This is a genomic window from Methylomonas koyamae (assembly GCF_006483455.1).
In the GTDB taxonomy this organism is placed as follows: domain Bacteria; phylum Pseudomonadota; class Gammaproteobacteria; order Methylococcales; family Methylomonadaceae; genus Methylomonas; species Methylomonas koyamae_B.
Window position 1 is genome coordinate 151,680 of record NZ_PPPU01000028.1, and the last position, 25,777, is coordinate 177,456.

Sequence of the window (25,777 nt, forward strand, 5' to 3'; positions counted from 1 at the left end):
TCAGGAAGAGCTTATTGATTTCAATGAAAATCCCTCGACTTGGTTGCTAATTCTCCTATCAAGGCACTCCAATCTTCCAGCTTGCCTGCCACCAAATGCAACACCCCGTCTTCCTGCTGGATCGTGCCGGTCACCGACAGCAGGCGGGCTTTGAGTAAGGGTTTGCGCTGGGCCATTGCCGTGGCCGGCCAAACCACCAGATTGACTTGGCCGGTCTCGTCTTCCAGGGTCACGAAAGTCACACCGGACGCGGTCATCGGCCGTTGCCGGCAGATCACCAGGCCGGCGACCTGGGCGATGCTGCCGTTGCGGCGTTGCCATAGCGATGCCGCCGTCGTCACGCCCCGGCGGCGCAAGCGGGCCCGCAACAAGGCCAGCGGATGGCTGCGTAATGTCAGCCGGGTGCTGGCGTAATCGGCCGTGACGTCCTGGCCGAGGCTGGGCGGTTTCAATAGTGGCGTGGCTTCGGCAATGGCCGGTACGCCAAATACCGAGGTTGGCGGTTCGATGCCGCCGGCCGCCCAAAAGGCTTGGTGGCGGTTCCCGGCCAGGGCCTGCAAGGCATCGGCGGCAGCCAGAAATTCCAAATCCTGCCGCTTGAGGCCGGCGCGCGCCGCGAGATCGGCGACGTTGGCAAACCGGCCGTTCAGCCGGGCCTGGACGATGGCACTTGCTGCATCTGGCGCCAGGCCTTTGACCTGGTTAAAGCCCAGCCGCAAGGCCGGCGCCACATCGGGTATGAATTCCAAGCTACATTCAAACACACTGGTCTGCACGTCCACCGGCCGTACCTCGACGCCGTGGCGCCGGGCGTCCTGCACCAGTTGCGACGGGCCGTAAAAGCCCATCGGCTGGCTGTTCAGCAGTGCGCAACAAAACGCCGCCGGATGGTGGCATTTCAACCAGGCCGAGACATAAGCCAGCAAGGCAAAGCTGGCGGAATGCGATTCCGGGAAGCCGTAGTCGCCGAAACCTTTGATTTGCTGGAATATGCGCTGGGCAAATTCGGCGCTGTAGCCGCGTGTGCGCATGCCTTCCAACAGTTTGCGCTCAAACGGCTCCAAACCGCCCTTGCGTTTCCAGGCCGCCATCGCCCGCCGCAACTGGTCGGCTTCGTCGGCGCTAAAGCCGGCTGCCACCATGGATAGTTGCATCACTTGTTCCTGAAAAATCGGGATACCCAGGGTACGTTCCAGCACCGCTTTCACTTCCGGACTGGGATAAACGACCGGTTCCAGTCCCTGGCGGCGGGCCAGATAGGGATGCACCATTTCGCCCTGAATCGGCCCGGGCCGGACGATGGCGATTTCGATGACCAGATCGTAAAAATTCGCCGGTTGCAAACGCGGCAGCATCGTCATCTGTGCGCGCGACTCGACTTGGAATACGCCAATGCTGTCGGCTTGTTGCAGCATGCGGTAAACCGCCGGGTCTTCGGCCGGGATGTCGGCCAAGGTCCAGGCTGCGCCGGTTTGAGAACCGGGCGGACGAATATAATGGTCCAGATAACTCAGGGCGCGGCGGATTGCGCTGAGCATGCCCAGCGCCAGAATGTCGACTTTCAGCAGCCCCATCGCTTCCAGGTCGTCCTTTTCCCACTGAATCACGGTGCGGTCGGCCATGCTGGCGTTTTCCACCGGCACCAGCCGCGACAGGTCGTCGCGGGCGATGACGAAGCCGCCGACGTGTTGCGACAAATGCCGCGGAAAGCCTTTGATTTGTTCGACCAGGGCAACCAAACGTTGCACGGTCAGGCTGGTGGGATCGAAGCCGCATTCTTGCAACGCTTCCGGCATCAATTTATAGCCGTCCCAGCGGTCCACCGTGCCGGCCAGGCGTTCGATCTGCGCCGCATTCAAACCCAGAGCCTTACCGACGTCACGCACTGCGCTGCGAGAGCGGTAAGTAATCACCGTCGCTGCCAGCGCCGCGCGGTGGCGGCCGTATTTTTGGTAGATGTATTGAATGACTTGCTCGCGGCGCTCGTGTTCGAAATCGACGTCGATATCCGGCGGCTCGTTGCGCTCCCGCGACAGAAAGCGCTCGAATAACAGATTCATCCGGCTAGGGTCGACCTCGGTAATCCCCAGGCAAAAACACACGGCCGAATTGGCGGCCGAACCGCGGCCCTGACAGAGGATGCCTTGCTCGCGGGCGAAGCGGACGATGTCGTGCACGGTCAAAAAATAAGGTTCGTAAGCCAGATCGGCGATCAACGCCAATTCGTGTTCGATTTGCTGGCGGACTTTGCTGGGTTCGCCAGTCGGCCAACGTTTGCGAATCCCTGTCTCGGTCAAATGTCGCAGCCAGGTTGCGGGCGTATAACCGTTCGGTACCAGTTCGCGCGGATATTCGTAGCGCAATTCGCTCAGCGAGAACTTACAACGTGCAGCGATTGCCAGCGATTGTTGCAGCCATTCCTCCGGATAAAGTTGGGCCAGCCGGGGCAGGGAGCGCAGATGCCGCTCGCCATTGGCGAACAAGGCGTAACCCAAGTCCGGCAGTGAACGGCCGAGGCGGATCGCGGTCAAGGTGTCCTGCAACGCTTGCCGCGAGCGGCGATGCATATGTACGTCGTTGCAGGCCACGACAGGAATGCCGACGTTGTCGGCCAATTGCCGGCATTCAGCCAGCCAGACCTCATCGTTGCCGGTCAGGAAACGGCCGGCGCCCAGCCATAGGTCGCTGCCGAACAACTGCTGCAGCCAATCGCCGTCCGCCCTCAACGATTCGGTGACGGGCAGCCAGATCGCCAGACAACCATGCGGTAAATGAGCAGCGAGATCGGCCCGGCTCAAGCGATAGCCGCCTTTATCGGCCTGGCGCCGGGCCAGCGTAATTAATGCCGACAGGTTGCCGTAACTATCGCGGTCGGTGGCGAGCAACAATAGCTTCAAACCGTCGTCCAGACTGAATTCGCTGCCGACGATCAACTGGATGTTGTGTTGGAGCGCGGCCAGATGGGCGCGCACCACGCCGGCCAGCGAGCATTCGTCGGTCAGTGCCAATGCTTGGTAGCCCAGCGCGGCGGCGGTTGCGACCAGTTCTTCCGGATGCGAGGCGCCACGCAGAAAACTGAAATTGGATAAACAATGCAGTTCGGCGAAGCCGATGGTCGCCGCGTTGCCGTCAGCCGAACAAGCCATGCAGATACCAGCCCCGGTTGCCGGAGAGTTCGCGGAACAGCCATAGTTTGCGGCCCAGACGGTCCTGGCCGATAAAGTAGTCGCGGCGTAGCGCCTGATTGTCCCACCAGCCGGATTCGATGCGTTCGGCCGCCGACAGTAGCGTGAAACTGTCGGCGGATAACGGTTCGGGCGCGTCAAGCAGCCAAAGCGGGCGGGGCGAGGCCACGGTCTGCATTGCCGCTTGGGTTGTATCGTGATGGTGCGCGCGTTCCGGCCGGTGGTCGGCGGCGACGGCGAAGCGTTGTAAGGCATGGTGGCCGAGCCGGTTCTGCACTTGGTCCAGCATCGCTTGCCAGTCGCTGTTGGCTTCCGTGGCCGGCTCTTCAGCGAACAGCGAAGTGATGGCTGGCTGACATGGGGTGATTTCGCTACAGAGTAGCTCGACCCCGAGGACCGGCGCCGGTAGCGGGCTGCGTTCCATTTTTTCCCGCAGCAAGGCCAGACAATGGCCGGCATCGCGGTTGCCGTGGCGAAAACGTAATTCCAGCCGGGTCGACGGCCGGCGGTGGTGGTGCAGGTCTAGCGCTACCGCCAGCGCCACCGCGTCGCACTGTCTCAGGAAGTCCGCCCAGGATTCGACCAATTGTGCGATGGCCGGGAAAAAATGGTCCAGCCGGGTCAAATCGATCGGCAATTCCCGGCGAGCGGCAAAGGCCGGAGGTTTGTGAAAGGCGTTGAGAACCGTGGGTTGCAGACCGAGCAAGCTATCCAGGCGTTGCAATAAACCGTTGCCGTAACGCCGGGCCAGGCCGTCGCGCGGTAAGCGCCACAGGTCGACCAAGCGGCGGATGCCGGCATTGCCCAGGCGGGTCAAGGTTTTGCCCTCCAATCCCAAGGCTGCGATCGGCAACGGACCCAAGGCAGAACGCAGTTGGGCGAGCTCCGTAATTTGCATTTCCAAACCCAGGCCGGCCAACAATTCCGCAGCGGCGGCGGTTGGCGCAATCGCTATGGCTGGGGTGTGGCCGGCAGCCAGACAAGCGTCGCGTAGTTGTTGCCTGAAACGGTCGCCGCCGCCGAACAAAGTTAGACAACTGCCGATTTCGAGTAGCACGCAATCGGGCCGGTCCAGGCTGGCCCAGGGGCTGAAATGTAAGCCGATGTCAGCCAGTCGTTTGAGTGCCGCCTTTTCGGCCGCGGGGTCACGCGGCAGTAAAGTCAGTGTCGGGCATAAGGCTTGGGCGGCGTTTTGGCTCATGCCTGGTTCGACGCCGGCCTGGCGCGCTACCGCCGAAACGGCGTAAAGGCCAGGCCGGCCGTTGAGGGTGGCAATGGCGGCGACCGCTTGCGTGGTATCGATTTTCAGTGCCTCCAAGGCCAATGCCGGAAAGTGCGCGCATAGCCAGAGCTTGGCTGGCGTAGCCGGGGCTTTGGCAATAGTTGTCGAACGCGGTAGCGATTGCGGCGAGCGGGCAAGGGCGGTGGCAGCCATCGGCGGTTCAAAACCTTATGGTCAGCCTGCTGCGGCGCAAACTGCCGCGGGCCTTGATGATGTTTAAGGCCAGACCGGCTGCGCTTGGGCATACACCGATGCGCAAGGCAGCGCCGGGGTAGCTTTGGCCGGGTAGCACGAACAGGACGGCCAAGGCCGAGCCGGTTTCGGCGGCCAATTGCAGCCGGCGGATTTGCCGGTTGTCGAGTCGGCGCGGCCACAGTAAGGCCATGCCGCAGCCGCCGCTGCGTAGCAGTTTTTCCCCACTCCATGGTATATCGTCCGCGGTATCGACGTTGACGGCCAGCAGTTGCGGCAAGGCCAAGCCAGCCTGGAGTAGCCCTGGTGCATAAGGTTGATAGGGCGGCGCAATCCAGACGATGTGGCGCCCGGCCCGGCTCAAGCTGGCCATCGCCGGCAACAGCAGGCGCAATTCGCCGCAGCCCACGGCAGGGATGGCGATTTCCGCTAGCGTACCCAGCGGCCAACCGCCGCCGGGTAATACCGTATCCAGTTCCGGAAAACCGCTGCCGACCACGGGCCAGGCGGCGTGGTCGCTGTGCAGGCCGCGCCAGATCCCGGCCCGGCTACGCAGCAAATCTTCCAAGGCCTGATTCATAAAGGTTCCCGGCGAATCACGCCAACCACGATGCCTTCGATGGCTAATGCCTCCTGGCGTAAATCGATGCGGAGGGTTTTGAAATCCGGATTGGCCGGTTCCAGATACGCGATATCGCCGTCCAGCCGCAGCCGTTTCACGGTAGCTTCGTCGCCGATCCGCGCCACCACCAGCTGTCCGCTGCGCGCATCGGGCCGGCGTTGCACGGCCAACAAATCGCCGTCCAGGATGCCGGCATCGCGCATGCTCAGGCCGTGCACTCTGAGTAAATAATCGGCCCGCTGCTGGAATAATTCGGGGCCGAGCTGGCAATAGCCTTCGATATGTTGTTCAGCCAGGATCGGCTGGCCGGCCGCGACCCGGCCGATCAGCGGTAAGCCTGGATCGGTGCCGGGTTTTAGCAGGCGAATGCCGCGCGAGGCGCCCGGCGTCAGTTGAATCGCGCCTTTCTTGGCCAGTGCCTGCAAGTGGCCGCGAATAGCGTTGCCGGACCCCATGCCGAAAGCCGCGGTGATTTCGGCGATGGTCGGCGGAAAGCCGTCCCGCACCAGGGTTTGCTCGATGAAGTCCAGAATTTGCTGCTGGCGGTGGGTGAGGGGTTTCATGCTGCTTTTATAAATACTGTTTTTATGAGCAGTATATTTCGATTGGGGGAAGGATTCAAGGAAAACCCAAGCCAGCATGGCGCGGCCGCCAAGTAGGTTTATTAGAGTGGATGGCCTTCTAAATCAATCGCTTATAAATATGGCGCCGGTTGGGTGCTTGTATAGTTTGGCATTTAGTGTAGTTTTTAGGCGTCGATCATTTTATAAACCCGCGCTAACCCAGGACAAAAGCCCGAATTTATGCTTTTCAACTCCTACACCTTCATCCTGGCTTTTTTGCCGATAACATTAGGCCTGTTTTTTTTCTTGGGCCGTTATGCCGGCCGGAGAGTGGCGATTAGCTGGCTGGTTGCCGCCTCGCTGTTTTTTTATGGCTGGTGGAATCCGGCTTACCTTGGCCTGATTATCGCGTCGATCTTTTTCAATTATGCCATCGGCACGCTGCTGGGCGACGAGCGCCGCGCGCTGTCTACCCGGCAGCGAATCTTTGCCCTGGCCGTCTCGGCCAATCTGGCGGTACTGGGTTATTACAAATACGCCAATTTTTTTCTGGAAAACCTCAATGCGGCCCTGGGTACCGGCTACGCGCACGCCGAAATCATTTTGCCGCTGGGTATTTCATTTTTTACCTTCACGCAGATTGCCTTTTTGGTCGACGCCTACCGCGGTGAGGTGAGGGAATACAATTTTCTGCACTATGCGCTGTTCGTGACCTACTTCCCGCACCTGATTGCCGGCCCGGTCTTGCATCACCGGGAAATGATGCCCCAGTTTGGCAGACCCAGCATATTTCGCTTCGACTCGCTGAATTTTGCCGCCGGCCTGAGTTATTTTGTCCTGGGCTTATTCAAAAAGGTGGTGATCGCCGACAGTCTCGCCGGTCTGGGCGCGCCGATATTTGCCGCTGCCGCCAAAGGCCAGCAATTGATGCATTTAGATGCCTGGGGCGGGGCTTTGTCTTATACCTTTCAACTCTATTTCGATTTTTCCGGCTATTCGGATATGGCCATCGGCTTGGCGTTGATGATGGGGGTGCGGCTGCCGTTGAATTTCAATTCACCGTATAAAGCCGTCAATATCATCGAATTCTGGCGGTGTTGGCATATGACGCTGTCGCGCTTTTTACGCGACTATCTGTACATTGCGCTCGGCGGAAACAAAAAGGGTCCGCTTCGCCGCTACGCCAACCTGTTGATTACCATGTTACTTGGCGGACTGTGGCATGGCGCCGGCTGGACTTTTATCATCTGGGGGGCTCTGCACGGCTGCTACCTGATCGTCAATCATGGTTGGCACGCCGTGCGCCGTTCTCTGGGGCACGATCTGGCATCGTCAAGCCGATTGGGTCGGGTATCGGGCAATTTGCTGACATTCCTGGCTGTGGTCGTCGGCTGGGTGTATTTCCGCGCCAACGATGTCGATACTGCGCATCGGATTTTAGCCAGCATGCTAGCGTTGCCGCAGCTTCAGCTGTCGCCGTTTTACTCGGCCGTGGTGCAACAGTCGGCGTTGGGAGCCTGGGTGGCTGTTACCGGTGTTAGCGTCAGTGCGGAAGCCATTTTGCTGGCGGTATTATCGGTTGCGGTGAGCATTACTTTTCTCGCACCGAATACCCAGCAAATCATGGGGCGCTTTTATTTGGCGCCGCGCGGAGCGGATGAGTCGGCTGTTTTAATCGATAACGGGATCTGGTCGCCAAACCTGCGCTGGGCCGGTCTGATCGGTTTGGCCGCGGTTTGGGCCTTACTGGGCCTGACCCAAATCAGCGAATTTTTGTATTTCCAGTTTTAACCGATGACTATCACGAAACAAGCGAACAAGTATCTGTTGTGCTGGGCGAGTTGCGTCTTGGGAGCCTTGGCGCTGATTGCCTGGTTGAATTGGTTTATTAATCCCTTCAGCATTTTCGACGCGCCCGCCGTCGCCGGCATTAACGCCAATAAACCCAACTATGTGGCCCACCTGCGGTTGACGCACCCCTACCGGATCGAGAACCTGCAGCCGGAATGTACTATTTTCGGTACTTCGCGGGCCGGACGCGGCTTGGCGCCCGATCAGCCGGCGTTGGCCGGTTTGGGCTGTTACAACGTGGCCGTGCCGTCGGTAAGCATGTACGAGATCAGACGTTACTTTCAACATGTACAAGCGATCAAGCCGCAGAAATTGGTGATTTTGTCTCTCGATTTAAGGGTGTTCCATCCTGAACCGGATACCAGTGGCGCTTTTTCCGAATCACGTTTAGCGGTAACCGCTGATGGTCAAAACCAATTCAATTTATTTTCGGCCAAACTACCGGATTTAGCCTCATCGCTGCTTTCGGTATCCGGGTTACAAGCCAGTTTGAGTACGGTTCGCAAGCAGTCCTGGGGCAAAGACACCTTGGCTGCCAACGGTTTCTGGCAGCCCTTGACCGACGATTTTGACCATATCAAAACTTTTCGGTTTTACACGCGTAGCTATGTGCAGCAGTTTAAGGAAATGCAGCAAAACATCGACGGTTTTCGCAAAAGCCTGGACGATTTTCGCCAACTACTCAGGCAAGCGTATGTCGAAGGCGTTGAGGTCAAGTTGATTATCCACCCGGCTCACGCTTGGTATTGGCAAACGTTATGGTTGTCGGATTTGTGGCCGCGTTTCGAGGCGATGCAACAGGAAATTGTGAACATCAATGCCGAAGAGGCGCTACGTGCCGGTCACCAGCCGAATCAGATCTGGGATTTCAGCGGCAGTTACGGTCCGGCCTTGGAAGCAGTGCCTGCCCAGCCAAGTCAACTGATGCATTGGTTTTGGGAGCCGGCGCATTACAAGAAAACCTTGGGGTACTTGGTAATGGACAGAGTGATGGGCGTCCGGTCTGGTAATGCCGAATTCGCCGATTTCGGCGCCCGTCTGGACAGCGGTGGTCTGCCAGAGTATCAGGCTAAATTACGCGGCTTGCAGGAGTCTTACGCGACAAACTATCCCGCAGACGCTGCGGCGATTGGAACAATCGTGAAGCAAGCGGCTACGGAAATGGACCGTACTGCGGCTAAAGTCGATCCTTGAGTGCCATGAAGCTGCGATTGATTCTAACCCTGGCTTTGGTTGCCGCTTGCTCGTATGTGGCGGGGGCAAAGACCTATGCCACGGTCTACCAGTGGCTGCATGGAACTGGCGCCGACAAACCCTTTAAATGGCCGGAAGGCTTCGGCATTCGGGATATTCCAAGCAGCGTCGACGGCAAGTTGCAAAAAGCTTATTTTTACTCCGCCCCGACTAGCTCGAAGCGGCCTTTGCTGATCAGTTTGCATTATTGGGCGGGCAACTACGCCACGCCCGATGCCTTGGCGGCCTTAGCCAAACTGAACGATTGGAACTACATCCATCCCGACTTTCGCGGACCGGCGGTCGCTACCGAGAACTGTCTAAGCGATCAGGTTATTGCCGATTTGGAAGATGCGGTGAGCTTTGCCTTAACTAACGCAAATGTCGACTTGCAAAATATTTATGTCGTCGGTTTTTCCGGCGGGGCCTATACCGCATTGGGCTGGTACGCCAGAACCCGACATCCGGTCAAGGCTTGGCTGGCCTGGGCGCCGATTAGCGATTTGGCCGAATGGCAGTTACAAACCAAACATAGCGGCAGAGCCGATTTAAGCGATTATGTGCTGGCTTGCACCGGCAGCGGCACGGCAATCGATGCCGGCGCGGCGCGGGCACGCTCTCCCTTGTATTGGCCCTTACCAACGAGTCCCCGGGGGCGGGTCGAACTGTATGCCGGGATTAAGGATGGTCACAAGGGAACCGTGCCGATTGCGCATTCGCTTGCTTACTTCAATCGTCTGGTCGATTTATATGCCAAACCCGAGGCTGCCGTCGAGCCCGGTCTGGCGATGCGCTTGTTAACGCAAGGGGAAGCTGCGGGCTCAACGCGTATCGGCGACAGAGTCGTTTTTTTGCAGCGGGACGTCGGGTTTGCGTCTCTGATGGTCTACGATGGCGGTCACGAGTTGCTGGCCGATTACTGTTTCGACCGGCTGTTGCAGCTGGCGAGATGATTCGAGTATTGCGGCCTTAAGCTTGGTTTAGTTTGAAAACGACGATATCGGGCGCTTAATCTTCCGGTTCCAATACCCGGTACAACATTTCCTTGACCGTCTGTGGATTGAACGGTTTGTCGCAGATGCCGGAGACTCCGGCCTTATGCACGTTGGCCAGCCGGGTTTCGTTATCTTCGCTGGTGACCATCAGAATGGGGATGATCGAGTTGCCCAGATCCTGGCGGATCGCGCGGATCAATTGCTGACCATCCATGATCGGCATGTTGTAGTCGGTCACGATCAAGTCGAAGGCGTTTTGATTTAAGCTGAACAGATCCAGCCCCGCCTTGCCGTCATGCGCTTCGGTGATTTTCTCGATCCCCATGTTGTTCAGTACCCGGCTGATATGTTTCCGGGCCAGTTTACTGTCGTCCACCACCAAAACTCTCACGTTCTCGATATCGTAATGTTCCAGACTGATCTCTTGCGGGTCAATGAATTCGATGGTGGAACGGAGCGCGTGTTTTAAATCTTCGTGGGCGAAGGGCTTGGGCAATATCGCCACGACGCCGGCCTGACGGATGTTATCCAGTACGTCGAAGCTGGATTCGCTGGAAATCAGCATGAACGGGATATGGTTCAGCACTTCGTCTTCCCTGAGTTGCTCGATCAACTCCGTTGCCATCATGTCCGGCAAATACAGGCTGCTGATAATCAAATCCGGTTGATGGCTATGCAAACTTTCCATCGCCGCCGCGCCGCTGGAGACGCCTTCTACCTTGGCGATACCTTCGCCGCGTAAGTGCTGCAGAATGACTTTAAGTTGCGTCGGCGACGGTTCTATCAACAAAATCGACAGGTCGGCAATATGGATAGCATGCATAGGACGTTACTCTGTTTTCTATCGGAAACGGTGGTTGCGGGCAAAAAAAACACCTGATCGCTGCCGGCAAGATTAAAATTATCGATTGTTCCGCCGCTTGTCCGGCGAAATTTACGACTCAGGATAGACCTAAACCCACATGATTCAAGAAACCTTGGTAACCACCGTCAATCCGCAAGGCGAGGTTCATATTGCCCCAATGGGTGTGCATGTCGATGGCGATTGGCGGATTATTCTGCCGTTTCGGCCATCCGCAACGCTGGAAAACCTCTTGCTGAGCAAAACGGCAGTCATCAATTTTTGCGACGACGTCCGAATTTTTGCCGGTTGTCTGAGCGGGCGCCGGGATTGGCCTTTATTGCCGGCCGAGCGCGTGGCCGGTTTTTATCTGGCCGATAGCTTGGCGCACGCCGAGCTGCAGCTGGTGCGGGTCGAAGACGATGAACTGCGACCTAAATTGTTTTGTAAGGTAACTCATACCGTTAACCACCGGCCGTTTCAAGGTTTTAACCGGGCGCAATACGCGGTACTGGAAGCCGCCATTCTGGTCAGCCGGCTCCATATGTTGCCGCCGGCAAAAATCCAGGCCGAGTTGGATTATTTACGGATCGGATTGGAAAAAACGGCTGGCGAAAAAGAACGCGAAGCCTGGGCCTGGTTAATGGACGTTATCGCACAACATCAATCCGGAGCGCAGGCATGACCGGCATGTTAGCCAGCGTGAATAGCCTGGAGGAAGCCCGGTTGGTGCAGCAGGCGGCTGTCGATATCATTGATTTAAAACAACCGGAACAGGGCGCTTTGGGCGCGTTGCCGGTGGCAGTGGTGACAGAAATCGTCAATGCGCTTCCGCAGGCCCGGATCAGTGCGACGATAGGCGACTTGCCGATGCGACCCGAACAGATCCTGCCGGCGGTTCGGAATATGGCGGCGACGGGTGTCGATTACGTCAAAATCGGGTTTTTCCCGGATGGCGATTGGCTCGCCTGTGTCGATGCCTTGCAAGCGGTCGCCGCGCAGGATATTGCGTTGATTGCGGTGCTGTTTGCCGACATTCACCCGGATTTCGGCATCATTGCCGAATTGCGCCGCGCCGGTTTTCGCGGCGTCATGCTGGATACGATGGACAAGCGCTGCGGCTCGCTGACCCAATTGCTGAGCGGCGCCGAATTGGACGCGTTCGTCGCTGCGGCGCGCGCGCAAGGAATGTTGACCGGGCTGGCCGGTTCTTTGCGTCTGGAAGACGTACCCGATCTGCTGGAGTTGGCGCCGGATTATCTGGGTTTTAGAGGGGCCTTATGCCAGGAACATCGCCGAACCGCGCAGCTGGATTTGGCGCGCATTCGCCGCATCCGCGCATCGTGGCCGGCCGAGGTTAACCGAGCGGTTCATGTCTGAGTTTTATTCCGGCGCATAAATCGCTGGTGGATGAATTGGGGGAGCTGCCGCGCTACGGCGCTCGCAAGGGGTGTGGTCGGTTCCGGCGGCACGGTTGCAATCGTCCAAGCGGTAGCGGTAACAAATTGCGCACCGGTTCAGCCGGCGCTGGTAGCGGGCGTAGGCCAGGATCAGCAGGCGGTCCAAGCGCTCGTGACCTTGGTTCTGGGTATGGCGTTTGATTAGTAGCAGGGCGTAGAGCCGACGCGCCTGATCGATGAGAGTATCGTTGTCCATGCCAGCCGCCTGCAGGGTCTGCGGGGAAAAATATCCATGCCCGGTTAAGCGTAGCTCGGAACAGTGCGCTGCGATGCTCAGCCGGCTTGATCTCATTGTCCTAGGTCTCACGTTTGAACGCAATCGCCGGTGGCGAATTTACGGACGGCATTCTCGAAACTGTAGTTGAGTTGAAGGCCGCTTAAATCTCTCTGCTATCCTAGCCGTATGTCCTAAATTCGTTGGCAATACCATGGCAAATTCATTCGGTCCTACGCTCAAATCAATCGATTCCGGCTTTGTTTACGGTTTGACGGTGGGCCTGGGATTGGCTGGCGGTTTATTGGCCGCCGTACTGGCGGACTTCAGTATGATTAGCGTGCTGGGCGGAATGGCGTTACTGTTGGCCGGCGCCTTGGCGGGCTCGGCGTTGGTCAACAGGCAGCAAGCGGTTTTGCATGAACTGAACCGGACTTGGCGCGGCGATGAAGAAGCAAAGCTAAAAGATTTGGAAACCTACGTAGTCGAATTGGAGCGTATGTTCCTGCAGGTAGTCCCGATCCTAGTGCGGCAAGTACAAACCTCGCGTACCCACACTGAGCAGGAAATCACGGTGTTGACAGATCGCTTTGCGGCGATGGTCAACCAATTGGAGCGATTGATCGCCGGCGGTCGCCAAAGTCGCCAAGATCGCGGCGTCGACGTATTGTTCGCCGAGACCCGCGAAGCCCTGACCACGGTGTTAAAAGTGTTGAGCCAAATTCAGGACGTTGAGCACGCGGTGGTCGACGAGGTCAGAAAGCTATCGACTCACACCAAGCAACTGGATTCGATGGCTCAGGAGGTGCGCAAGGTGGCGGAACAGATCAATTTGTTGGCTTTGAATGCCGCGATAGAAGCGGCCCGTGCTGGAGAAAACGGCCGAGGCTTTGCTGTCGTGGCCGACGAAGTGCGGAAATTGGCCGGTTTCTCGTCGGCTACGGGCGAAAAGATCAGTCGGGCGATCGAAGGTATCAATTTGGCAATGTCCTCCACCTTGAAAATGTCCGAGGCATCCGGGACTTCCGACGACAAAGCCATTCGCGACGCCGAGCTGGCGATTGGCAGAGCGCTTGACGATCTGCACAAAGCCTTGGAAATGTTCAAAGGCGACGCCGACAATTTGCGCAGTAACAGTGCGCAAATTCGCGACGAGATCTATAGCGTACTGACGGCATTTCAATTTCAGGACCGCGTCAGCCAGATGCTGACTCATGTCGAGCACAATCTGGCCAGTTTGCAGAGCGCTGTCGGCGGGATTCGGAACGTCGGGGTCCGCCATGCCGATAGCCTGAATGTCGGCGAGACTCTATCCCGGATGGAGCTTAGCTACACCATGCCTGAGGAATTGCTTAACCACACCGCTGCCTCGGCCGTCGGCCACCAGAGTTCTTCGAGTAGTAGCGATGAAATAACCTTTTTCTAGAGTCTTGCGGCGCGGTCTGGCCAAATGCGTCATGGCGGTTGCTATTCCTTTAGCGATGCGGCTTACCGTGTGTGAAATTGCGGCCTGAAGCTGCTTTGACAAATGACCGCTTGATGTCCATCACAACGGATTCGGATTCGGATTCATTACCTGGCGCAGATGCGCCACCGCGGCGGCCGGTGCGCAATCGCCGGCATCGATTTCTGCGTCGTCGACCGCACTCGGCAATAACTCGTTAAAATCCCGGTAAACCAAACCCCAGTCGGCGGCAAGCTGTTTTATCAGGAAACGGCCGACGCCGGCGCCCAACAATACGCAACCTTGTGGTTGCTTAGCCGAATTCAGTATTTTGCGGCAGGCTTCGCCGAGTTTTTGTTGCTGGCTGTGTTTCAGATAGGCGGCAAATGCCAGCCAAAGCGGCCAGTCGGCGGCGTCGAATTCGTAACCGGTTAAACGCGACAGGCGCCGGGCGCTGGCCAATGCGGTTTTTTCGGCGCCGTCGGCGGTCTCAGACTGATCGTGGACAGCATTCAAGTCGCCGGTCAGCCGGTAGACATCGGCCATTGTGGCGAATAGTTCGGCCATCAGCCCCATTTGCCGGCCATTGAACTCGGCCTGCTGGGCAACCGCCATCACCGGTGTTCTGACCACGCCGGTATAGACTAACTCTCCCGATACCAAGCGCTGGTAATCGGTAAAGCCTTGTATCCGGGGCTGCGATCGTTCGATCAGCACAATATCGGTGGTCGTGCTGCCGATGTCGACAAACAGCGCATCCGGTACCTGTTTGGCGGCCAGCATAACGCTTGCCAGCCAATTGGCGGACGCGATGTCCATGCAATCTGCCGAGCTTACCCGGCCAGCCGGCACAAAACCGCGCAAACCGGCAAAGACGTCGATATTTTCCGCGCCGTAATGGCGACACATCGCGGCGACAATTGCTGCGACGCCCTGTTCTCGGCCGCTAAAGCAGTCCACCAGTTCGCCGGTCATCGTCAGCGCGTGGCGGCAGCCGCGCAAATCCCGGTCGGCAGTCAATTCGGCGACCGCGTCATGCAAGTAATCAAGACCTTTCCACAGCGGGCAAGCGGCTTGGCCGACTCCGACGATTTCACCGGCAGCGTTCAGCAAAGCCAATTTCAGGTGGGCGCCGCCGACATCCCAACCGGCTATCCGAGAGGCTGGTGCTGATCTCATATCGCAACCTCTACGCATTGTTGTCGGGTTGGGACCAAGGACGGTGTATCGTCCCGTAGCCTTAACACTTGTGCCGCCACGTTAATGCCTGTGGCCCGACCTATGCCGACATAAGAGCTGGTCAGGCGCGGATTGATTTCGAGTAACTGGGCCCCGGATTCGGCGGTTTCGATCAAATCGATACCCGCATACCCCCATAAGCCGGGTAAGGCTGCCGCGATCCGGTCGACCAAGTTGCGATAATGCTGGCTGCATTCGTTGTCGATATTGACCAAACAGCCGCGTAAATGGAATCGCTGTTGTTCCAAGACGATTTGTTGTTGGTTGCAGGTCAAAAAATAGCCCTTGCCGTTGTTGAATAAGGCCGACAGGCTGATGGCTCGGCCTTCGACGAGGGGTTGTACGACATAGCGTTGCGGTGCGTTTAAAGCTGCAAGTGCCGCTGGCAACGCTGTGGCGTCGGCAACCAATGTGTCCTGGCAACCGGCGCCGTCAGCGACTTTTATCACGACGCGTCCGGCGAAGTCCGGATGGTGGTGGGCAGGGTAGGTCGCGACTGCCGGTATCGAGTGCGCTGCAAGATGACGGTATGTCGCTAATTTGTCGGCGCACAGCGTCAATGTCGCGGCGTCGGACAATAGGGTTTCGATACCGTTATTGCGGGCCAAATCGGCCAGGCTCTGCAGGATGCCGCCGGTTTCCGGGGCGATCGGCCAAAACAGGTCGGCTTGCTGCAGTAACTCAGGGAGCTGGGTCATGATGTCCTGGCCGGCACCAATTCGGACCCATTCGGTTGTCTCCGAATCCATTTCCAACTCGCAGCGTTCGTCTAATGGAACCTTTATCCGTATTTGTGGAATACGCTTCAGTTCGTGCAACAAAGCCTGTAACATCATGCGGCCTTCCGCAAGCAAAGATGTCGGTAGAGCCTCGCCGGCCAGGCCGCCGCCGCTAATGTATTCGAATACCAGAATCGTCAGTTGTTTCACTCAGTCACTCCATGCAAATTATTCCAGTCATTGATTTAAAAGACGGCTTGGTGGTACACGCCAGTGGCGGGGACCGCAGCCAGTACCGGCCGGTGCATCTGAATTCGCAGCTCGTTACCGGCAGTTCGATAGCTGAAGTGGTTTCCGGCTTCTTGAGTTTGTATGCGTTTCCGGTGTTTTACATCGCCGATCTGAATGCCATTGCCGATAACGGCAATCATCGCCAAATTCTCGAGCCGTTAATCCGGCGTTATCCGAATATCGAGTTTTGGGTCGATAGCGGCCTACCGCAACCGGGCTTGGGCTCCGCACAACCGCATAACCTTAAACCTGTGATCTGCACCGAAACTCGGTTGTCGCCATACGATTTAAGCAACTCTGCGGCGGTTTTGTCGCTGGACTTCAAACACGACTTAGCTCTGGGCGATGCGCGTTGGTTGGAATTGCCGCAGTATTGGCCGCAGACGGTAATTGCAATGACGCTGGATAAAGTCGGCGCCGATTCGGGGCCGGATTTTGCCAGACTCGATAGTCTGAGGCACAGGCACCCCGATACCCGTTTGATAGCCGCCGGTGGAGTGCGCGGTGCCGATGATCTGCGCCGGCTGGAAGCGGTCGGAATGTCCGGGGTACTGATTGCCAGTGCGTTGCACAACCGCCGTATCGGCGTGGCTGAAATTAGCAAATTTTAGACAAAAAAATACCCCGGCGAGCCGGGGTATTTTGTACAACCTTCGATACTAAAAAATTAAACGTTGTTAGCAGCGAACGGGTGTTTGGCGTCTTTTCTGGCAGCCAATACTTCTTTAGCAGTCGGAGTGCCGGCTACAGCACGAGCGATCGCTTCTTTGGTTGCTTTGTAGTTGAATTCTTCGATTTTCGCGTCGTCGTCAGCCAACCAGTGGATGAATACGCCAACGGAAACGAACAAATCGTCAGCTTCGTCAGCAGGAATGGTACCGTCTTCAACAGAGTCAGCAACCGCTTGAGCAACGGCGCGTTGTGCAGGTCCGAACATTTGAACGGCTTGTTTTGAACCTTTGATGGTTACTTTGTTGAACAGGATGGTAGCTGGTTTAACCAACAGGTTAGGCGCAACTACAGCCAACAGGGTAGAGAAACCGTCTTTGTTGTTGGTCAAAGCATTTGCAAACGCGGTTTCTGCCGCTGAGCCACGTGGGCCCAAGATCAGGTCGATATGGGCAATTTCGTTGCCGTCACCAACCAAAGACTCGCCAACGCGCATGTTTGTAATTTTTGCCATTTTAAATTTATCCCCTAAAGATAAGATTGAACCAAAAAATAGACACAATAATGTCCCAAAATATAGTTTCTGCGAAGTTCCCTCTATAACTTACCAACCATTTCCTGGCCGATAAGCTGTTCCAGAAGCACCACCAGTACTGTCGCTACAGTCATGTCAGCTGTCGTACCCGGATTGATTCTTTGTGCCTTAAAAGCTTTGTCCAGTCCGTAAAGCACCGGAAAAAGCTCTTCAGGCTCAATGGCGAGCTGCATCGCCTGATCGAGCGATTCCATCTCTACCTTGATCCACTCTGAATACCGCTTTCCATACTTCCGCTCGATATGGCTATCGGGAAAGTGCGCCAACATTGCGGCGAAAACCGCTAGCGCAGCCCAACCAGAATCGCCAGACAAAACGAAAGCACGATTATATCGTAAAACTGAGAAATCAAAAATGTCTTTAAAATTGGTGGCGTATTGTAAGGCGATTCGATCTTTGTCTGCGGCAAAGCGCATCGCTTCCATTAAAGTGACAGCGGCTTTTTCCTGAACGTCGTGTTGCTCGGATTCACCGAGTCCGGCCGGTGCGGCTAACACAATGGCCTCGAATACCCAGTCGGCATCTGCTTGGGTAGTGGCTTGCAATACACACTCGAGCGCCTGTCGCCAGGATTGCCCCCGCTTCAAGCTCGCTGCCGCCTGAATTAACGGTGCGCAGAGTAAAACGATACCCAGATTGGTGTTGCAGGCCACGGCTTCTCGAGTGGCTTTGATGGCGTAATAAATTTTTTCGCCCAGGCTAAGTTTCGGGTCGGTAAGCGGCCCGCTACTGACTTGCGCACTGAGCCGAAAATCGTCGACCGTCATATCGTGTGCCGGACTGTAAATACTGACGTTGCCCGGCTTGAACGCCTGCAATTCGATTTCACACGCTTGGCGATAGGCATCGATCAGTTGTTGCCGGTTCAGCATGGCTCGCTCAAGTAACGGCTCAGTAAGTCGGCGACCAAAATTTGGGCGATATTCGACTCGCAAACGCCTTGCAAACCCCGCCAGGCCGGAACGCTGTTAACCTCAATGATTCGGTAAATGCCGTCCCGGTCTTTGATCAAATCGACGCCGGCGTAATCCATTCGTAAGGTTTCGACTGCTGCTTCAGCCAAATTGGCTAACTCGGGCTCCATGCCGATGGTCTCGCAACTGGCGCCGCGGGCAACGTTATTCAGCCAGGAAATGCCGCGCCGCCGCATGGCGGCTACTGCTTTGCCGTTCACTACGAATACCCGAACGTCGGAGTAACCGTCGCCGTCACATTCGACGAAGCGCTGCAGATAATAAATACCGCGGCTGCCGGTCAGCCATAACAAATCGGTGGATTTTTCGATGCGGCGAATTCCTTCGCCTTGTGAGCCGAACAACGGTTTGCTGATCAAAAAATTGCCGAGTTGCAACTCGCGTTCGGCGATTATCAGGGCTTGTTCGCGGTCGCGCACGACCCAGGTGGCTGCCGTTGGCAGCCCGGCCCGATGCAATAGAAAGCTGGTCATGCCTTTATCGACGCTGCGTTCTATGGCGCCGGCGTCGTTATAAACCGGAACGCCGAGCAGTTTCAAAGCGTGAAGTATATCCAGATAAAAAACCACCTCTTCCAACGATCCGCCCGGTACTCCACGGACGAAAATCGCAGCGGGCAGGCGGTCCGCGAAGCCGGGGATGACTATCGGCAGATCGTTATCGTAAATCTGTATCCGGCAGTCGGTCAGGGAAGCGTATGCGGCGTCAAAGCCACGATCGGCAAAAGCCTGACACAACTGTTTGCCGTGCCAGCCGGGATCGTCGGTAAAAATTGCAATTCGGCGCAATGGAAAAGATGCGGTAAAAGTTAGTCGCAGGGCGGCGGATCTGACTGGGCAAATTCCGCCGCCGGGAGGGAAGGTCGGCGAGAGTTACGCGCCGAACGACTGGTTTAACAGTGCATTGTCCAATTTGCCGGCACGGAAGCTTTTGCCGGATTCGACGGCGGTGACGATCACCACGGCCGGGCTGAACAACATTGCGTCTATTTTGAAGAAGTCGTATTCGTAGGCTTTAAAAATCTCGGCGAACGGTTTTCCGTAATCTTTGGAAGTCGAGCTCGGCAATTCTTTGGCCAATTTCTCGGCGGCCGCGTCGTCGCCTTTAACGAACAAATGCACCTGTCCGGCGAACAAAATCGCGTCGTTAGTCCGGCCCATGGCCTTGACGAAATTAGGGTGTGGCGGGCAGATCGGCGCGCTACCGGAACCGTCGATGATGTTTTCCAACGGAAAGTGCAGGGCATGTGCCTTGTGCATCGCTACCTCCAGTACCCGGCCGACGACTTGTACGCCGCCGGCAAGACTGCTGGTCGGGGTTACGATGATCGTCAGTTTTTCCGGAGCTACGCCGCAGGCGGCCGCGACTTTTTCGACAATTTCTAGCGGCGGCACGGCATCGTTTTCGATCACCAGTACGGTCTGTTCCGCGCTGTCGCGGTATTCCAGTTCTTTATAAAGCTCCTCAACCGGCTCTACCGATCCATCCTTGACCTTGGTAGCCATCGCTCGGGCCGGGCCGGAACCCAGCGCATAATATTTGCCGTGCGACAAGCTCCAGCCGGCATATTGGCTACCGAGGCAGGACAATACCGGATTGGTGGCATGCACATTGATGGTCAGCGGCCAGCTCTCGGTGTAAGCGCTTTGCGAAATGGTCGCCGTGCCCATGCCACCCATGCAGATTTCGGTAATGATACGGCCTGCTTCCAATCCGCCGGGCACCTTAATACCTGCATCGATGATGGTGCAACCGTTTTCGAGTTTCTCAATGCCCAATCTTAATTTGTCAGCGTTATCCAGCAGCTCCTGCACTAAGGGCTGTGAAAGTTGATTGACGCTCGCCTGATATTGCATGAATTAATAACCTGATTCTAAGAGAGTTTGAAGGATGGCCTGCCGTTGCTCCAATTGCTCGGCAACCTGCCGCGAATTTTTTCCGCCGGCAATAATACTGCATATCGGCTGGCCCACGCCAACAATCGAGCCTGCGACCGGCCGATCTACGGCCCAATCCGGCCAAATCACATGCGATTCGATCTTTTGTGGTTTAGTGGCGTAAATGGTTTGGTAAGCACGCGGTTCGGTGCTGATCTTGCCGGCGCAGATATCCGCAGACTCAAATATGGTCGCCAAGTGCCTCAGCAGTAACTCCTTGCCATAAAGCTGGGCGCTGGCGGAGATGCGCGGATTGATCTCCAATAGATGAATGCCTTTGGCGTCGAGCATGAAATCCAAAGTGTTGAGTCCACGTAATCGGTATGCGGCTGCAAGTTTATTTGCTGCTTCAGTCACTTGATGACGGGTAGTGGCGGGCAGTTCTGCTTGACTGCTGATGCCGCCAAAAACGAAACCATGTCCGGGGCTTGGCTCGACACACCATTGGCGATTGAATCCGATCACTTCAATGTGTTGGGCATGGGCTGCAAATAGCACCGACATTGCCTGGCCGTCGATAAAACGTTGCCAATAGCCGTCCACACCGGCTGAAGCTTGGTTGCGGCTTATTCCAATCCCGCCGTGGCTGTGCCAGGGTTTAAAAATCCAGCCGTCGCCGGGGGATTTTGCTGCAAAGTCGACTGCCGGGTATGAGATGCCCAGTTTGTCCAACATTTCAAAGAAATAAGGTTTGTTTTGCGTGTTTTGGAACACCTCTGCGGAATTGCCAAATACGCACTTATGTCCTTGCAGATGCGTTAACGTTTCCGGATGGGCTTCAAAGCCGCTACCGTAAATCACCCCGTCTATGGCATGTTCTCTGAGTGCAGCGTGTACCGCTTCGCTAACGTGATTCCAAGCCAGGGAGGTGGTCTGGTATACCTGTCTTGCCATATCCAGTGTGTCTGCGTCGGCGTAACAATCTATGGCTACGACTTCGCAGCCGATGTCGGTGCACATCCTGGTCAGCATTCGCGCGGATTTTGCAATTGCCAACAAACACTTAGGGAAAATAGAGCGGGGCATGGTATCGGCTTGTTCGAGTCTGTCGTAAAAAATACTAGATTCCGCCGAAACTTTCTGAAATAATGCAGGGCTATTGGAGAGCTGGCTGAGCGGTCGAAAGCGGCGGTCTTGAAAACCGTTGACGGCTTATACCCGTCCTGGGGTTCGAATCCCTAGCTCTCCGCCATTATTGAAAGGCCTTTGAATTTCAAAGGCCTTTTTCGTTTATAGCGCTATTGAATGGCGTTTTCTAAGTCCGTCTTGATTTGGCTGCGTTCGATATTTGGCGCGGTTCGGCTTGTTTAAACCATATCAAATTGGTGATTCAGTCGGCTCAAGATGCGTTTCATGTAATACCTGCCGATTTTCTGCCAAGAGACGTCGTTATCCACAAAGTTTAATTTGCGGGCCAGCAGGCTCGGGCTGTCGCCGGAATAAACGGTGATGCGTTTGATTAGAAGCGGGTTGCTATCGGGTTCTCGCCATCCGGGTTGTGTAGTGCAGGCCAGCTTGTATCCCGCAAGCTCGGCTGCTGCTAACGAATCAGCGTTGAAGCGGCCGAAAGGGTAGGCCAGGCTGGTCACAGGCGCGGTCAAAAGTTGCTCCAGCAAGGTTTTGGCTTGGTCGAATTCTGCAAGTTGCTGGTCATGGTTAAGTAACGAAAGATCCGGGTGTGAGTGGGTGTGCGACGCGATTTCCATTCCCGCAGAATGCATTTCCAGCAATTGGCCTGGGTCGAGCATCCGGGTTTGCTGGGACTGTCTGCCCAGCCAATGCGCGTGGCCGCCGATACAGTCGGTAGTAATGAACCAAGATGCTTTCATGTCTCGTTCCACTAGGGGTAAAAAAGCCCCCTCGTAGTTGTCTTTATAACCGTCATCGAAGGTCAGAACTACGCTTTTCTCCGGCAGTAAATGCGGCTTATCCAGGTCTCTGAACAGAACGGTATTCCAACCGTTTTGCTTCAAGTATTTCAAGTGCTTGGCGAACAGACTCGCCTCAATCGAATATACCGACTCCGGTTTTTCGCTCGGGGTGCCGTGGTACATCAACACGATGGGGCTGCGAATGTGGCGCATGGTTGAGGCTGTAAGAGGTCCAGGTTTTGCGGGATGGATAAACGTGTCTTGCAAGCCTGCAAGTATAACAGGGAAGGCCGACTTGGAAGTTTGCCGGCGCCGTCACCGCGGGCGGGTTTCGATCCTTGTGGGGGCAAATTGCGTGCAAATAACCAAGTGCTTTACTTGGTTATTAAATAAGACTAAAATGGTCCCCATTGTGGAGGGTGCGGATGTTGCGATTAAGCAAACTGACTGATTATGCAACGGTAATCCTGAGTCATATGGCTCGGGAATCGGGTCGTTTGCACGGAACGTTCGAATTGGCCGAGGTTACCGGCATCGCTCAGCCGACCGTCAGTAAGATATTGAAAACACTAATGAAGGCTCAAGTCGTGGTTTCGGTACGCGGAGCTAAAGGCGGATACGCCTTGGCGCGAGAGCCGGACAGAATTACCGTTGCTGCCATTATCGGCGCACTCGAGGGGCCGATAGCGTTGACCGAGTGCAGTGCTTCACACAAGGGCTGCGACCAAGCCAGCGGTTGCCGGATACAAGGCAACTGGCATTTGATAAATCAAAAAATCGCCAATGCGTTGGAATCGATTACGCTGGCAGACATGGTGTTGCCGTTTAAACCGCCGGAAGAAGTGTATATTCCGGTCAATCAACTGTTTCGATAAAAGTACTAAAGCCTATGTCCACCTCCGCTCAAGAAATCGAAAACCTGATCAGCCAGGAATACAAACAAGGCTTCGTCACCGAGTTGGAAGCCGATACCTTTCCGCCGGGATTGGACGAAGACGTTATCCGTCGTCTGTCCAAAGTTAAAAACGAACCGGAATTCATGCTCGAATACCGGCTCAAGGCGTTTCGCCATTGGCAAACCATGAGCGAACCGGACTGGGCACAACTGAAAATCGATCCGATCGACTACCAAGCCATCAGCTATTACTCGGCGCCTAAGTCCAAAAAAGATAAGCCCAAAAGTCTGGACGAAGTCGATCCGGAATTGCTGGAAACTTACAAAAAACTCGGGATACCGCTGGATGAACAAGAGCGGCTGGCCGGAATCGCGGTCGATGCGGTGTTCGACAGCGTATCGGTCGCCACCACTTTTAAAGGCAAGCTCAAAGAGGCCGGGGTGATTTTTTGCCCGATTTCCGAAGCGCTACAGGAGCACCCTGAACTGGTCAAACAATACCTCGGTAGCGTCGTACCGGTTGGCGATAACTTTTTCGCCGCGTTGAACTCGGCAGTGTTTACCGACGGTTCCTTCGTTTACATCCCCAAAGGTGTGCGTTGTCCGATGGAATTATCGACCTACTTTAGAATCAACGCTGCCAACACCGGCCAGTTCGAACGCACCTTAATCATTGCCGACGAAGGCTCGCACGTGTCCTATCTGGAAGGCTGCACCGCGCCGATGCGCGATGAAAACCAGTTGCATGCTGCCGTGGTGGAATTGGTCGCGTTGGACAACGCCCAGATCAAATATTCCACTGTACAAAACTGGTATCCCGGCGACAAAGACGGCGTCGGCGGTATCTACAACTTCGTCACCAAGCGCGCCGAATGTCGGGGTCGTAACTCCAAGGTATCGTGGACCCAGGTGGAAACCGGCTCGGCGATCACCTGGAAATACCCGAGTTGCGTGCTATTGGGCGACGATTCGGTCGGAGAGTTTTATTCGGTGGCGCTCACGAATAATCTGCAACAAGCCGACACCGGCACCAAGATGATCCACATCGGCAAAAACACCCGCAGCACCATCGTGTCCAAGGGCATTTCCGCCGGCAAAGCGCAGAACACTTATCGCGGCTTGGTCAAAGTGGCCAAATCGGCCGAGAACGCCCGCAACCACACCCAGTGCGATTCGCTGCTGGTTGGCGACCGCTGCGGAGCGCATACCTTTCCGTATGTCGAAGTCAAACAACCGTCGGCGCAGATCGAACACGAAGCGACGACTTCGAAAATCAGCGAAGACCAATTGTTCTTTTGTCAGCAGCGCGGCTTGTCGGCGGAAGACGCGGTGTCGATGATCGTGAATGGGTTTTGTAAGGAAGTGTTTAAAGAATTGCCGATGGAGTTTGCGGTTGAGGCGCAGGCGTTGTTGGGGATTAGTTTGGAAGGGGCTGTTGGTTAAAAAGGTTTTTTTTTCTGGTTCCCAAGCTCCAGCTTGGGAACGCGGTCTTGAAAGCTCTGGCTTTCATTGTCGTTTAAGGTGTCGCTAGCGCGACGGGTTTTATTGAAGTCGGGTCTCGGCCCGACAGCCGAGATACTTTCTTTTGCTTGGCCAAAAGAAAGTATCCAAAGAAAAGGCCACCCGGAATTCCGCCTTTATCCTGCGCGTCTCGCTTTTGGCGAGGGTTTTCGGAAGGGACATCCCTGGCCCTCCGAAAACGAGCGGCATCCATGCCGCTCCCCTGCGGGCCGATCTCGCCAAAAGCTGCGATGCTCGGGGCGGAATAACGGGAAAAACCCCGTCGCGGGAATGATATTGGTTAGATTATTTTGTTTGTGTTGGATGCGGGATGGAGTTTTAGGGTACTGGCGACGATAGGAGTCGCATCATTCGCGACAGATGCGTTTCACTCCGTTTAGCTCATCCCATGACCTAAAAACTAAATTTATTGTTTCGATAAATGAATCAGTTATCAGAATTTAAGGTATCAATTAAAGGCCGTATTGGATATTTTTTGCTTAGTTGTTGTGGTTTTTTGGGGGCAATTGTGTTTTTGGTTTTTTCAAAGACATATGTTGGTTTTATAGAAAACTTAATAATGGCCATTATTGCTGCGCTGAATGTTTTTCTATTTTTGTATTCCATATCGCAATTGATCAGAAGGCGGGCGCGTTTCCTAGTATCAAAGTCTTCTTTAGTATTTGATGAATACTTTGGTAAAAAAGAAATTCGGTGGAAAACAATAATATCCTACAGGGAGATCAAGTCTTGGCGCTTTGGCATAACTGGGCTTTTAATAAAGTATTACGATGAGAGTACTAAAGCTAATAAGGTAGCGTGCTTTGATACTAGCGGAATGACTCCAGACCATTGCAGGTTATGCGATGAAATTTATTTTCATTTAAAAAAGCGTAGTGTTTAGCCGGGTAGGGTGGTCGCGATTTATTGCCCACGTAGGAGGAAGCCGATTGTGGGCAAAATTGCCCACCCTACACGGGATGGGTTTTCTTCCCGTATGCCGCGCCGAGCGCCGTAGCTTTTGAACGGAATAGCCCGAAGGGGCGATGCATGGATGCGTCGCGTTGCATGCAGGGGCTGGGAGCCCCTTCAGGCAACCCCGTTCAAAAGCGAGGAGCCCAGGATAAAAGCGGCATCCGGGTCGCCTTTTCTTTGGATACTTTCTTTTGGCGATGCAAAAGAAAGTATCTCGGCTGTCGGGCCGA

The 25,777-nt window shown here is 55.6% G+C and carries 24 protein-coding genes and 1 tRNA gene; 11 read left to right on the forward strand and 14 right to left on the reverse strand.

Features of this window, described 5'->3' with window-relative positions; all coding sequences use genetic code 11:
• Window positions 1-20: 20 nt before the first annotated feature.
• Genes C2U68_RS15520 through lexA form a run of 4 tightly spaced genes read right to left on the reverse strand, consistent with a single transcriptional unit; the run spans window position 21 to window position 5,844 of the window.
• On the reverse strand, window positions 21-3,146 hold the full coding sequence (locus C2U68_RS15520) for an error-prone DNA polymerase (RefSeq protein ID WP_140913379.1): 3,126 nt from the start codon (window positions 3,144-3,146) through the stop codon (window positions 21-23).
• Window positions 3,130-4,620 (reverse strand): Y-family DNA polymerase, encoded by a 1,491-nt coding sequence (locus C2U68_RS15525; protein ID WP_140913380.1) that lies wholly within the window; start codon window positions 4,618-4,620, stop codon window positions 3,130-3,132. The genes C2U68_RS15520 and C2U68_RS15525 overlap by 17 nt, the downstream gene beginning before the upstream one ends.
• A 7-nt stretch (window positions 4,621-4,627) precedes the next feature.
• Window positions 4,628-5,239: a translesion DNA synthesis-associated protein ImuA gene (gene imuA, locus C2U68_RS15530; protein ID WP_140913381.1), complete on the reverse strand. Its 612-nt coding sequence runs from the start codon at window positions 5,237-5,239 to the stop codon at window positions 4,628-4,630.
• Window positions 5,236-5,844, reverse strand: coding sequence for a transcriptional repressor LexA (gene lexA, locus C2U68_RS15535; protein WP_140913382.1), 609 nt, complete (start codon window positions 5,842-5,844; stop codon window positions 5,236-5,238). The genes imuA and lexA overlap by 4 nt, the downstream gene beginning before the upstream one ends.
• Window positions 5,845-6,084: 240 nt before the next feature.
• Here lexA and C2U68_RS15540 point away from each other — a divergent pair, with 240 nt between their 5' ends.
• Genes C2U68_RS15540 through C2U68_RS15550 form a run of 3 tightly spaced genes read left to right on the forward strand, consistent with a single transcriptional unit; the run spans window position 6,085 to window position 9,881 of the window.
• Window positions 6,085-7,635, forward strand: a complete 1,551-nt coding sequence (locus C2U68_RS15540) for an MBOAT family O-acyltransferase (RefSeq protein ID WP_140913383.1) — start codon at window positions 6,085-6,087, stop codon at window positions 7,633-7,635.
• A 3-nt stretch (window positions 7,636-7,638) separates the two neighbouring features.
• Complete coding sequence (locus C2U68_RS15545) at window positions 7,639-8,889, forward strand: hypothetical protein (protein WP_140913384.1); 1,251 nt, start codon at window positions 7,639-7,641, stop codon at window positions 8,887-8,889.
• 5 nt (window positions 8,890-8,894) lie between these two features.
• Complete coding sequence (locus C2U68_RS15550; protein ID WP_140913385.1) at window positions 8,895-9,881, forward strand: alpha/beta hydrolase family protein; 987 nt, start codon at window positions 8,895-8,897, stop codon at window positions 9,879-9,881.
• Window positions 9,882-9,936: 55 nt separating this feature from the next.
• On the opposite strand, the gene C2U68_RS15555 is transcribed toward C2U68_RS15550, so the two are convergent.
• Window positions 9,937-10,746, reverse strand: a complete 810-nt coding sequence (locus C2U68_RS15555) for a response regulator (RefSeq protein WP_140913386.1) — start codon at window positions 10,744-10,746, stop codon at window positions 9,937-9,939.
• A 139-nt stretch (window positions 10,747-10,885) separates the two neighbouring features.
• On the opposite strand from C2U68_RS15555, the gene C2U68_RS15560 reads away from it, so the two are divergent.
• A complete protein-coding gene (locus tag C2U68_RS15560) occupies window positions 10,886-11,449 on the forward strand; it encodes a DUF447 domain-containing protein (protein WP_140913387.1) in 564 nt (187 codons plus the stop codon).
• Window positions 11,446-12,144 carry a (5-formylfuran-3-yl)methyl phosphate synthase gene (locus C2U68_RS15565; RefSeq protein ID WP_140913388.1) on the forward strand — a complete coding sequence of 233 codons (699 nt, stop codon included), beginning with the start codon at window positions 11,446-11,448 and terminating at the stop codon, window positions 12,142-12,144. Before C2U68_RS15560 ends, C2U68_RS15565 begins: the two co-directional genes overlap by 4 nt.
• Before the next feature lie 3 nt (window positions 12,145-12,147).
• On the opposite strand, the gene C2U68_RS15570 is transcribed toward C2U68_RS15565, so the two are convergent.
• Window positions 12,148-12,420: a hypothetical protein gene (locus tag C2U68_RS15570; RefSeq protein ID WP_140913389.1), complete on the reverse strand. Its 273-nt coding sequence runs from the start codon at window positions 12,418-12,420 to the stop codon at window positions 12,148-12,150.
• A 616-nt stretch (window positions 12,421-13,036) separates the two neighbouring features.
• Between C2U68_RS15570 and C2U68_RS15575 the strand changes: the two genes are divergently transcribed.
• The gene (locus tag C2U68_RS15575) at window positions 13,037-13,864 is read left to right on the forward strand and encodes a methyl-accepting chemotaxis protein (protein WP_409563860.1); all 828 of its coding nucleotides are present in this window, start codon (window positions 13,037-13,039) and stop codon (window positions 13,862-13,864) included.
• 120 nt (window positions 13,865-13,984) lie between these two features.
• Here the strand turns inward: C2U68_RS15575 and C2U68_RS15580 are convergent, their stop codons facing one another.
• Window positions 13,985-15,061 (reverse strand): hydantoinase/oxoprolinase family protein, encoded by a 1,077-nt coding sequence (locus tag C2U68_RS15580; protein WP_140913391.1) that lies wholly within the window; start codon window positions 15,059-15,061, stop codon window positions 13,985-13,987.
• Window positions 15,058-16,050, reverse strand: a complete 993-nt coding sequence (locus C2U68_RS15585; protein WP_140913392.1) for an ATP-grasp domain-containing protein — start codon at window positions 16,048-16,050, stop codon at window positions 15,058-15,060. Before C2U68_RS15585 ends, C2U68_RS15580 begins: the two co-directional genes overlap by 4 nt.
• Window positions 16,051-16,061: 11 nt before the next feature.
• Here C2U68_RS15585 and C2U68_RS15590 point away from each other — a divergent pair, with 11 nt between their 5' ends.
• Window positions 16,062-16,742 carry a HisA/HisF-related TIM barrel protein gene (locus C2U68_RS15590; RefSeq protein ID WP_140913393.1) on the forward strand — a complete coding sequence of 227 codons (681 nt, stop codon included), beginning with the start codon at window positions 16,062-16,064 and terminating at the stop codon, window positions 16,740-16,742.
• Between the two features lie 56 nt (window positions 16,743-16,798).
• Here C2U68_RS15590 and fae read toward each other — a convergent pair whose 3' ends face one another.
• The 5 genes from fae to C2U68_RS15615 all read right to left on the reverse strand — a co-directional run bounded on the left by fae (window position 16,799) and on the right by C2U68_RS15615 (window position 21,332).
• On the reverse strand, window positions 16,799-17,314 hold the full coding sequence (fae, locus tag C2U68_RS15595) for a formaldehyde-activating enzyme (protein ID WP_140913394.1): 516 nt from the start codon (window positions 17,312-17,314) through the stop codon (window positions 16,799-16,801).
• 83 nt (window positions 17,315-17,397) lie between these two features.
• Entirely contained in the window at window positions 17,398-18,267 is an 870-nt protein-coding gene (locus C2U68_RS15600; RefSeq protein ID WP_140913395.1) for a triphosphoribosyl-dephospho-CoA synthase, read from the reverse strand.
• Complete coding sequence (locus C2U68_RS15605; protein ID WP_140913396.1) at window positions 18,261-19,157, reverse strand: RimK family alpha-L-glutamate ligase; 897 nt, start codon at window positions 19,155-19,157, stop codon at window positions 18,261-18,263. The genes C2U68_RS15600 and C2U68_RS15605 overlap by 7 nt, the downstream gene beginning before the upstream one ends.
• A gap of 84 nt (window positions 19,158-19,241) precedes the next feature.
• The gene (gene mch, locus C2U68_RS15610) at window positions 19,242-20,225 is read right to left on the reverse strand and encodes a methenyltetrahydromethanopterin cyclohydrolase (protein WP_140913398.1); all 984 of its coding nucleotides are present in this window, start codon (window positions 20,223-20,225) and stop codon (window positions 19,242-19,244) included.
• Window positions 20,226-20,228: 3 nt separating this feature from the next.
• The gene (locus tag C2U68_RS15615; protein ID WP_140913399.1) at window positions 20,229-21,332 is read right to left on the reverse strand and encodes an ATP-grasp domain-containing protein; all 1,104 of its coding nucleotides are present in this window, start codon (window positions 21,330-21,332) and stop codon (window positions 20,229-20,231) included.
• Window positions 21,333-21,407: 75 nt separating this feature from the next.
• On the opposite strand from C2U68_RS15615, the gene C2U68_RS15620 reads away from it, so the two are divergent.
• Window positions 21,408-21,498: transfer RNA gene (locus C2U68_RS15620), tRNA-Ser, on the forward strand.
• A 115-nt stretch (window positions 21,499-21,613) separates the two neighbouring features.
• Here the strand turns inward: C2U68_RS15620 and C2U68_RS15625 are convergent.
• Window positions 21,614-22,390: a polysaccharide deacetylase family protein gene (locus C2U68_RS15625; RefSeq protein ID WP_140913400.1), complete on the reverse strand. Its 777-nt coding sequence runs from the start codon at window positions 22,388-22,390 to the stop codon at window positions 21,614-21,616.
• Between the two features lie 212 nt (window positions 22,391-22,602).
• Between C2U68_RS15625 and C2U68_RS15630 the strand changes: the two genes are divergently transcribed.
• The 3 genes from C2U68_RS15630 to C2U68_RS15640 all read left to right on the forward strand — a co-directional run bounded on the left by C2U68_RS15630 (window position 22,603) and on the right by C2U68_RS15640 (window position 25,476).
• Window positions 22,603-23,052 (forward strand): SUF system Fe-S cluster assembly regulator, encoded by a 450-nt coding sequence (locus C2U68_RS15630; RefSeq protein ID WP_140913401.1) that lies wholly within the window; start codon window positions 22,603-22,605, stop codon window positions 23,050-23,052.
• A gap of 14 nt (window positions 23,053-23,066) precedes the next feature.
• On the forward strand, window positions 23,067-24,515 hold the full coding sequence (sufB, locus tag C2U68_RS15635) for a Fe-S cluster assembly protein SufB (protein ID WP_140913402.1): 1,449 nt from the start codon (window positions 23,067-23,069) through the stop codon (window positions 24,513-24,515).
• Window positions 24,516-25,014: 499 nt separating this feature from the next.
• Entirely contained in the window at window positions 25,015-25,476 is a 462-nt protein-coding gene (locus C2U68_RS15640; protein ID WP_140913404.1) for a hypothetical protein, read from the forward strand.
• Window positions 25,477-25,777: the final 301 nt, after the last annotated feature.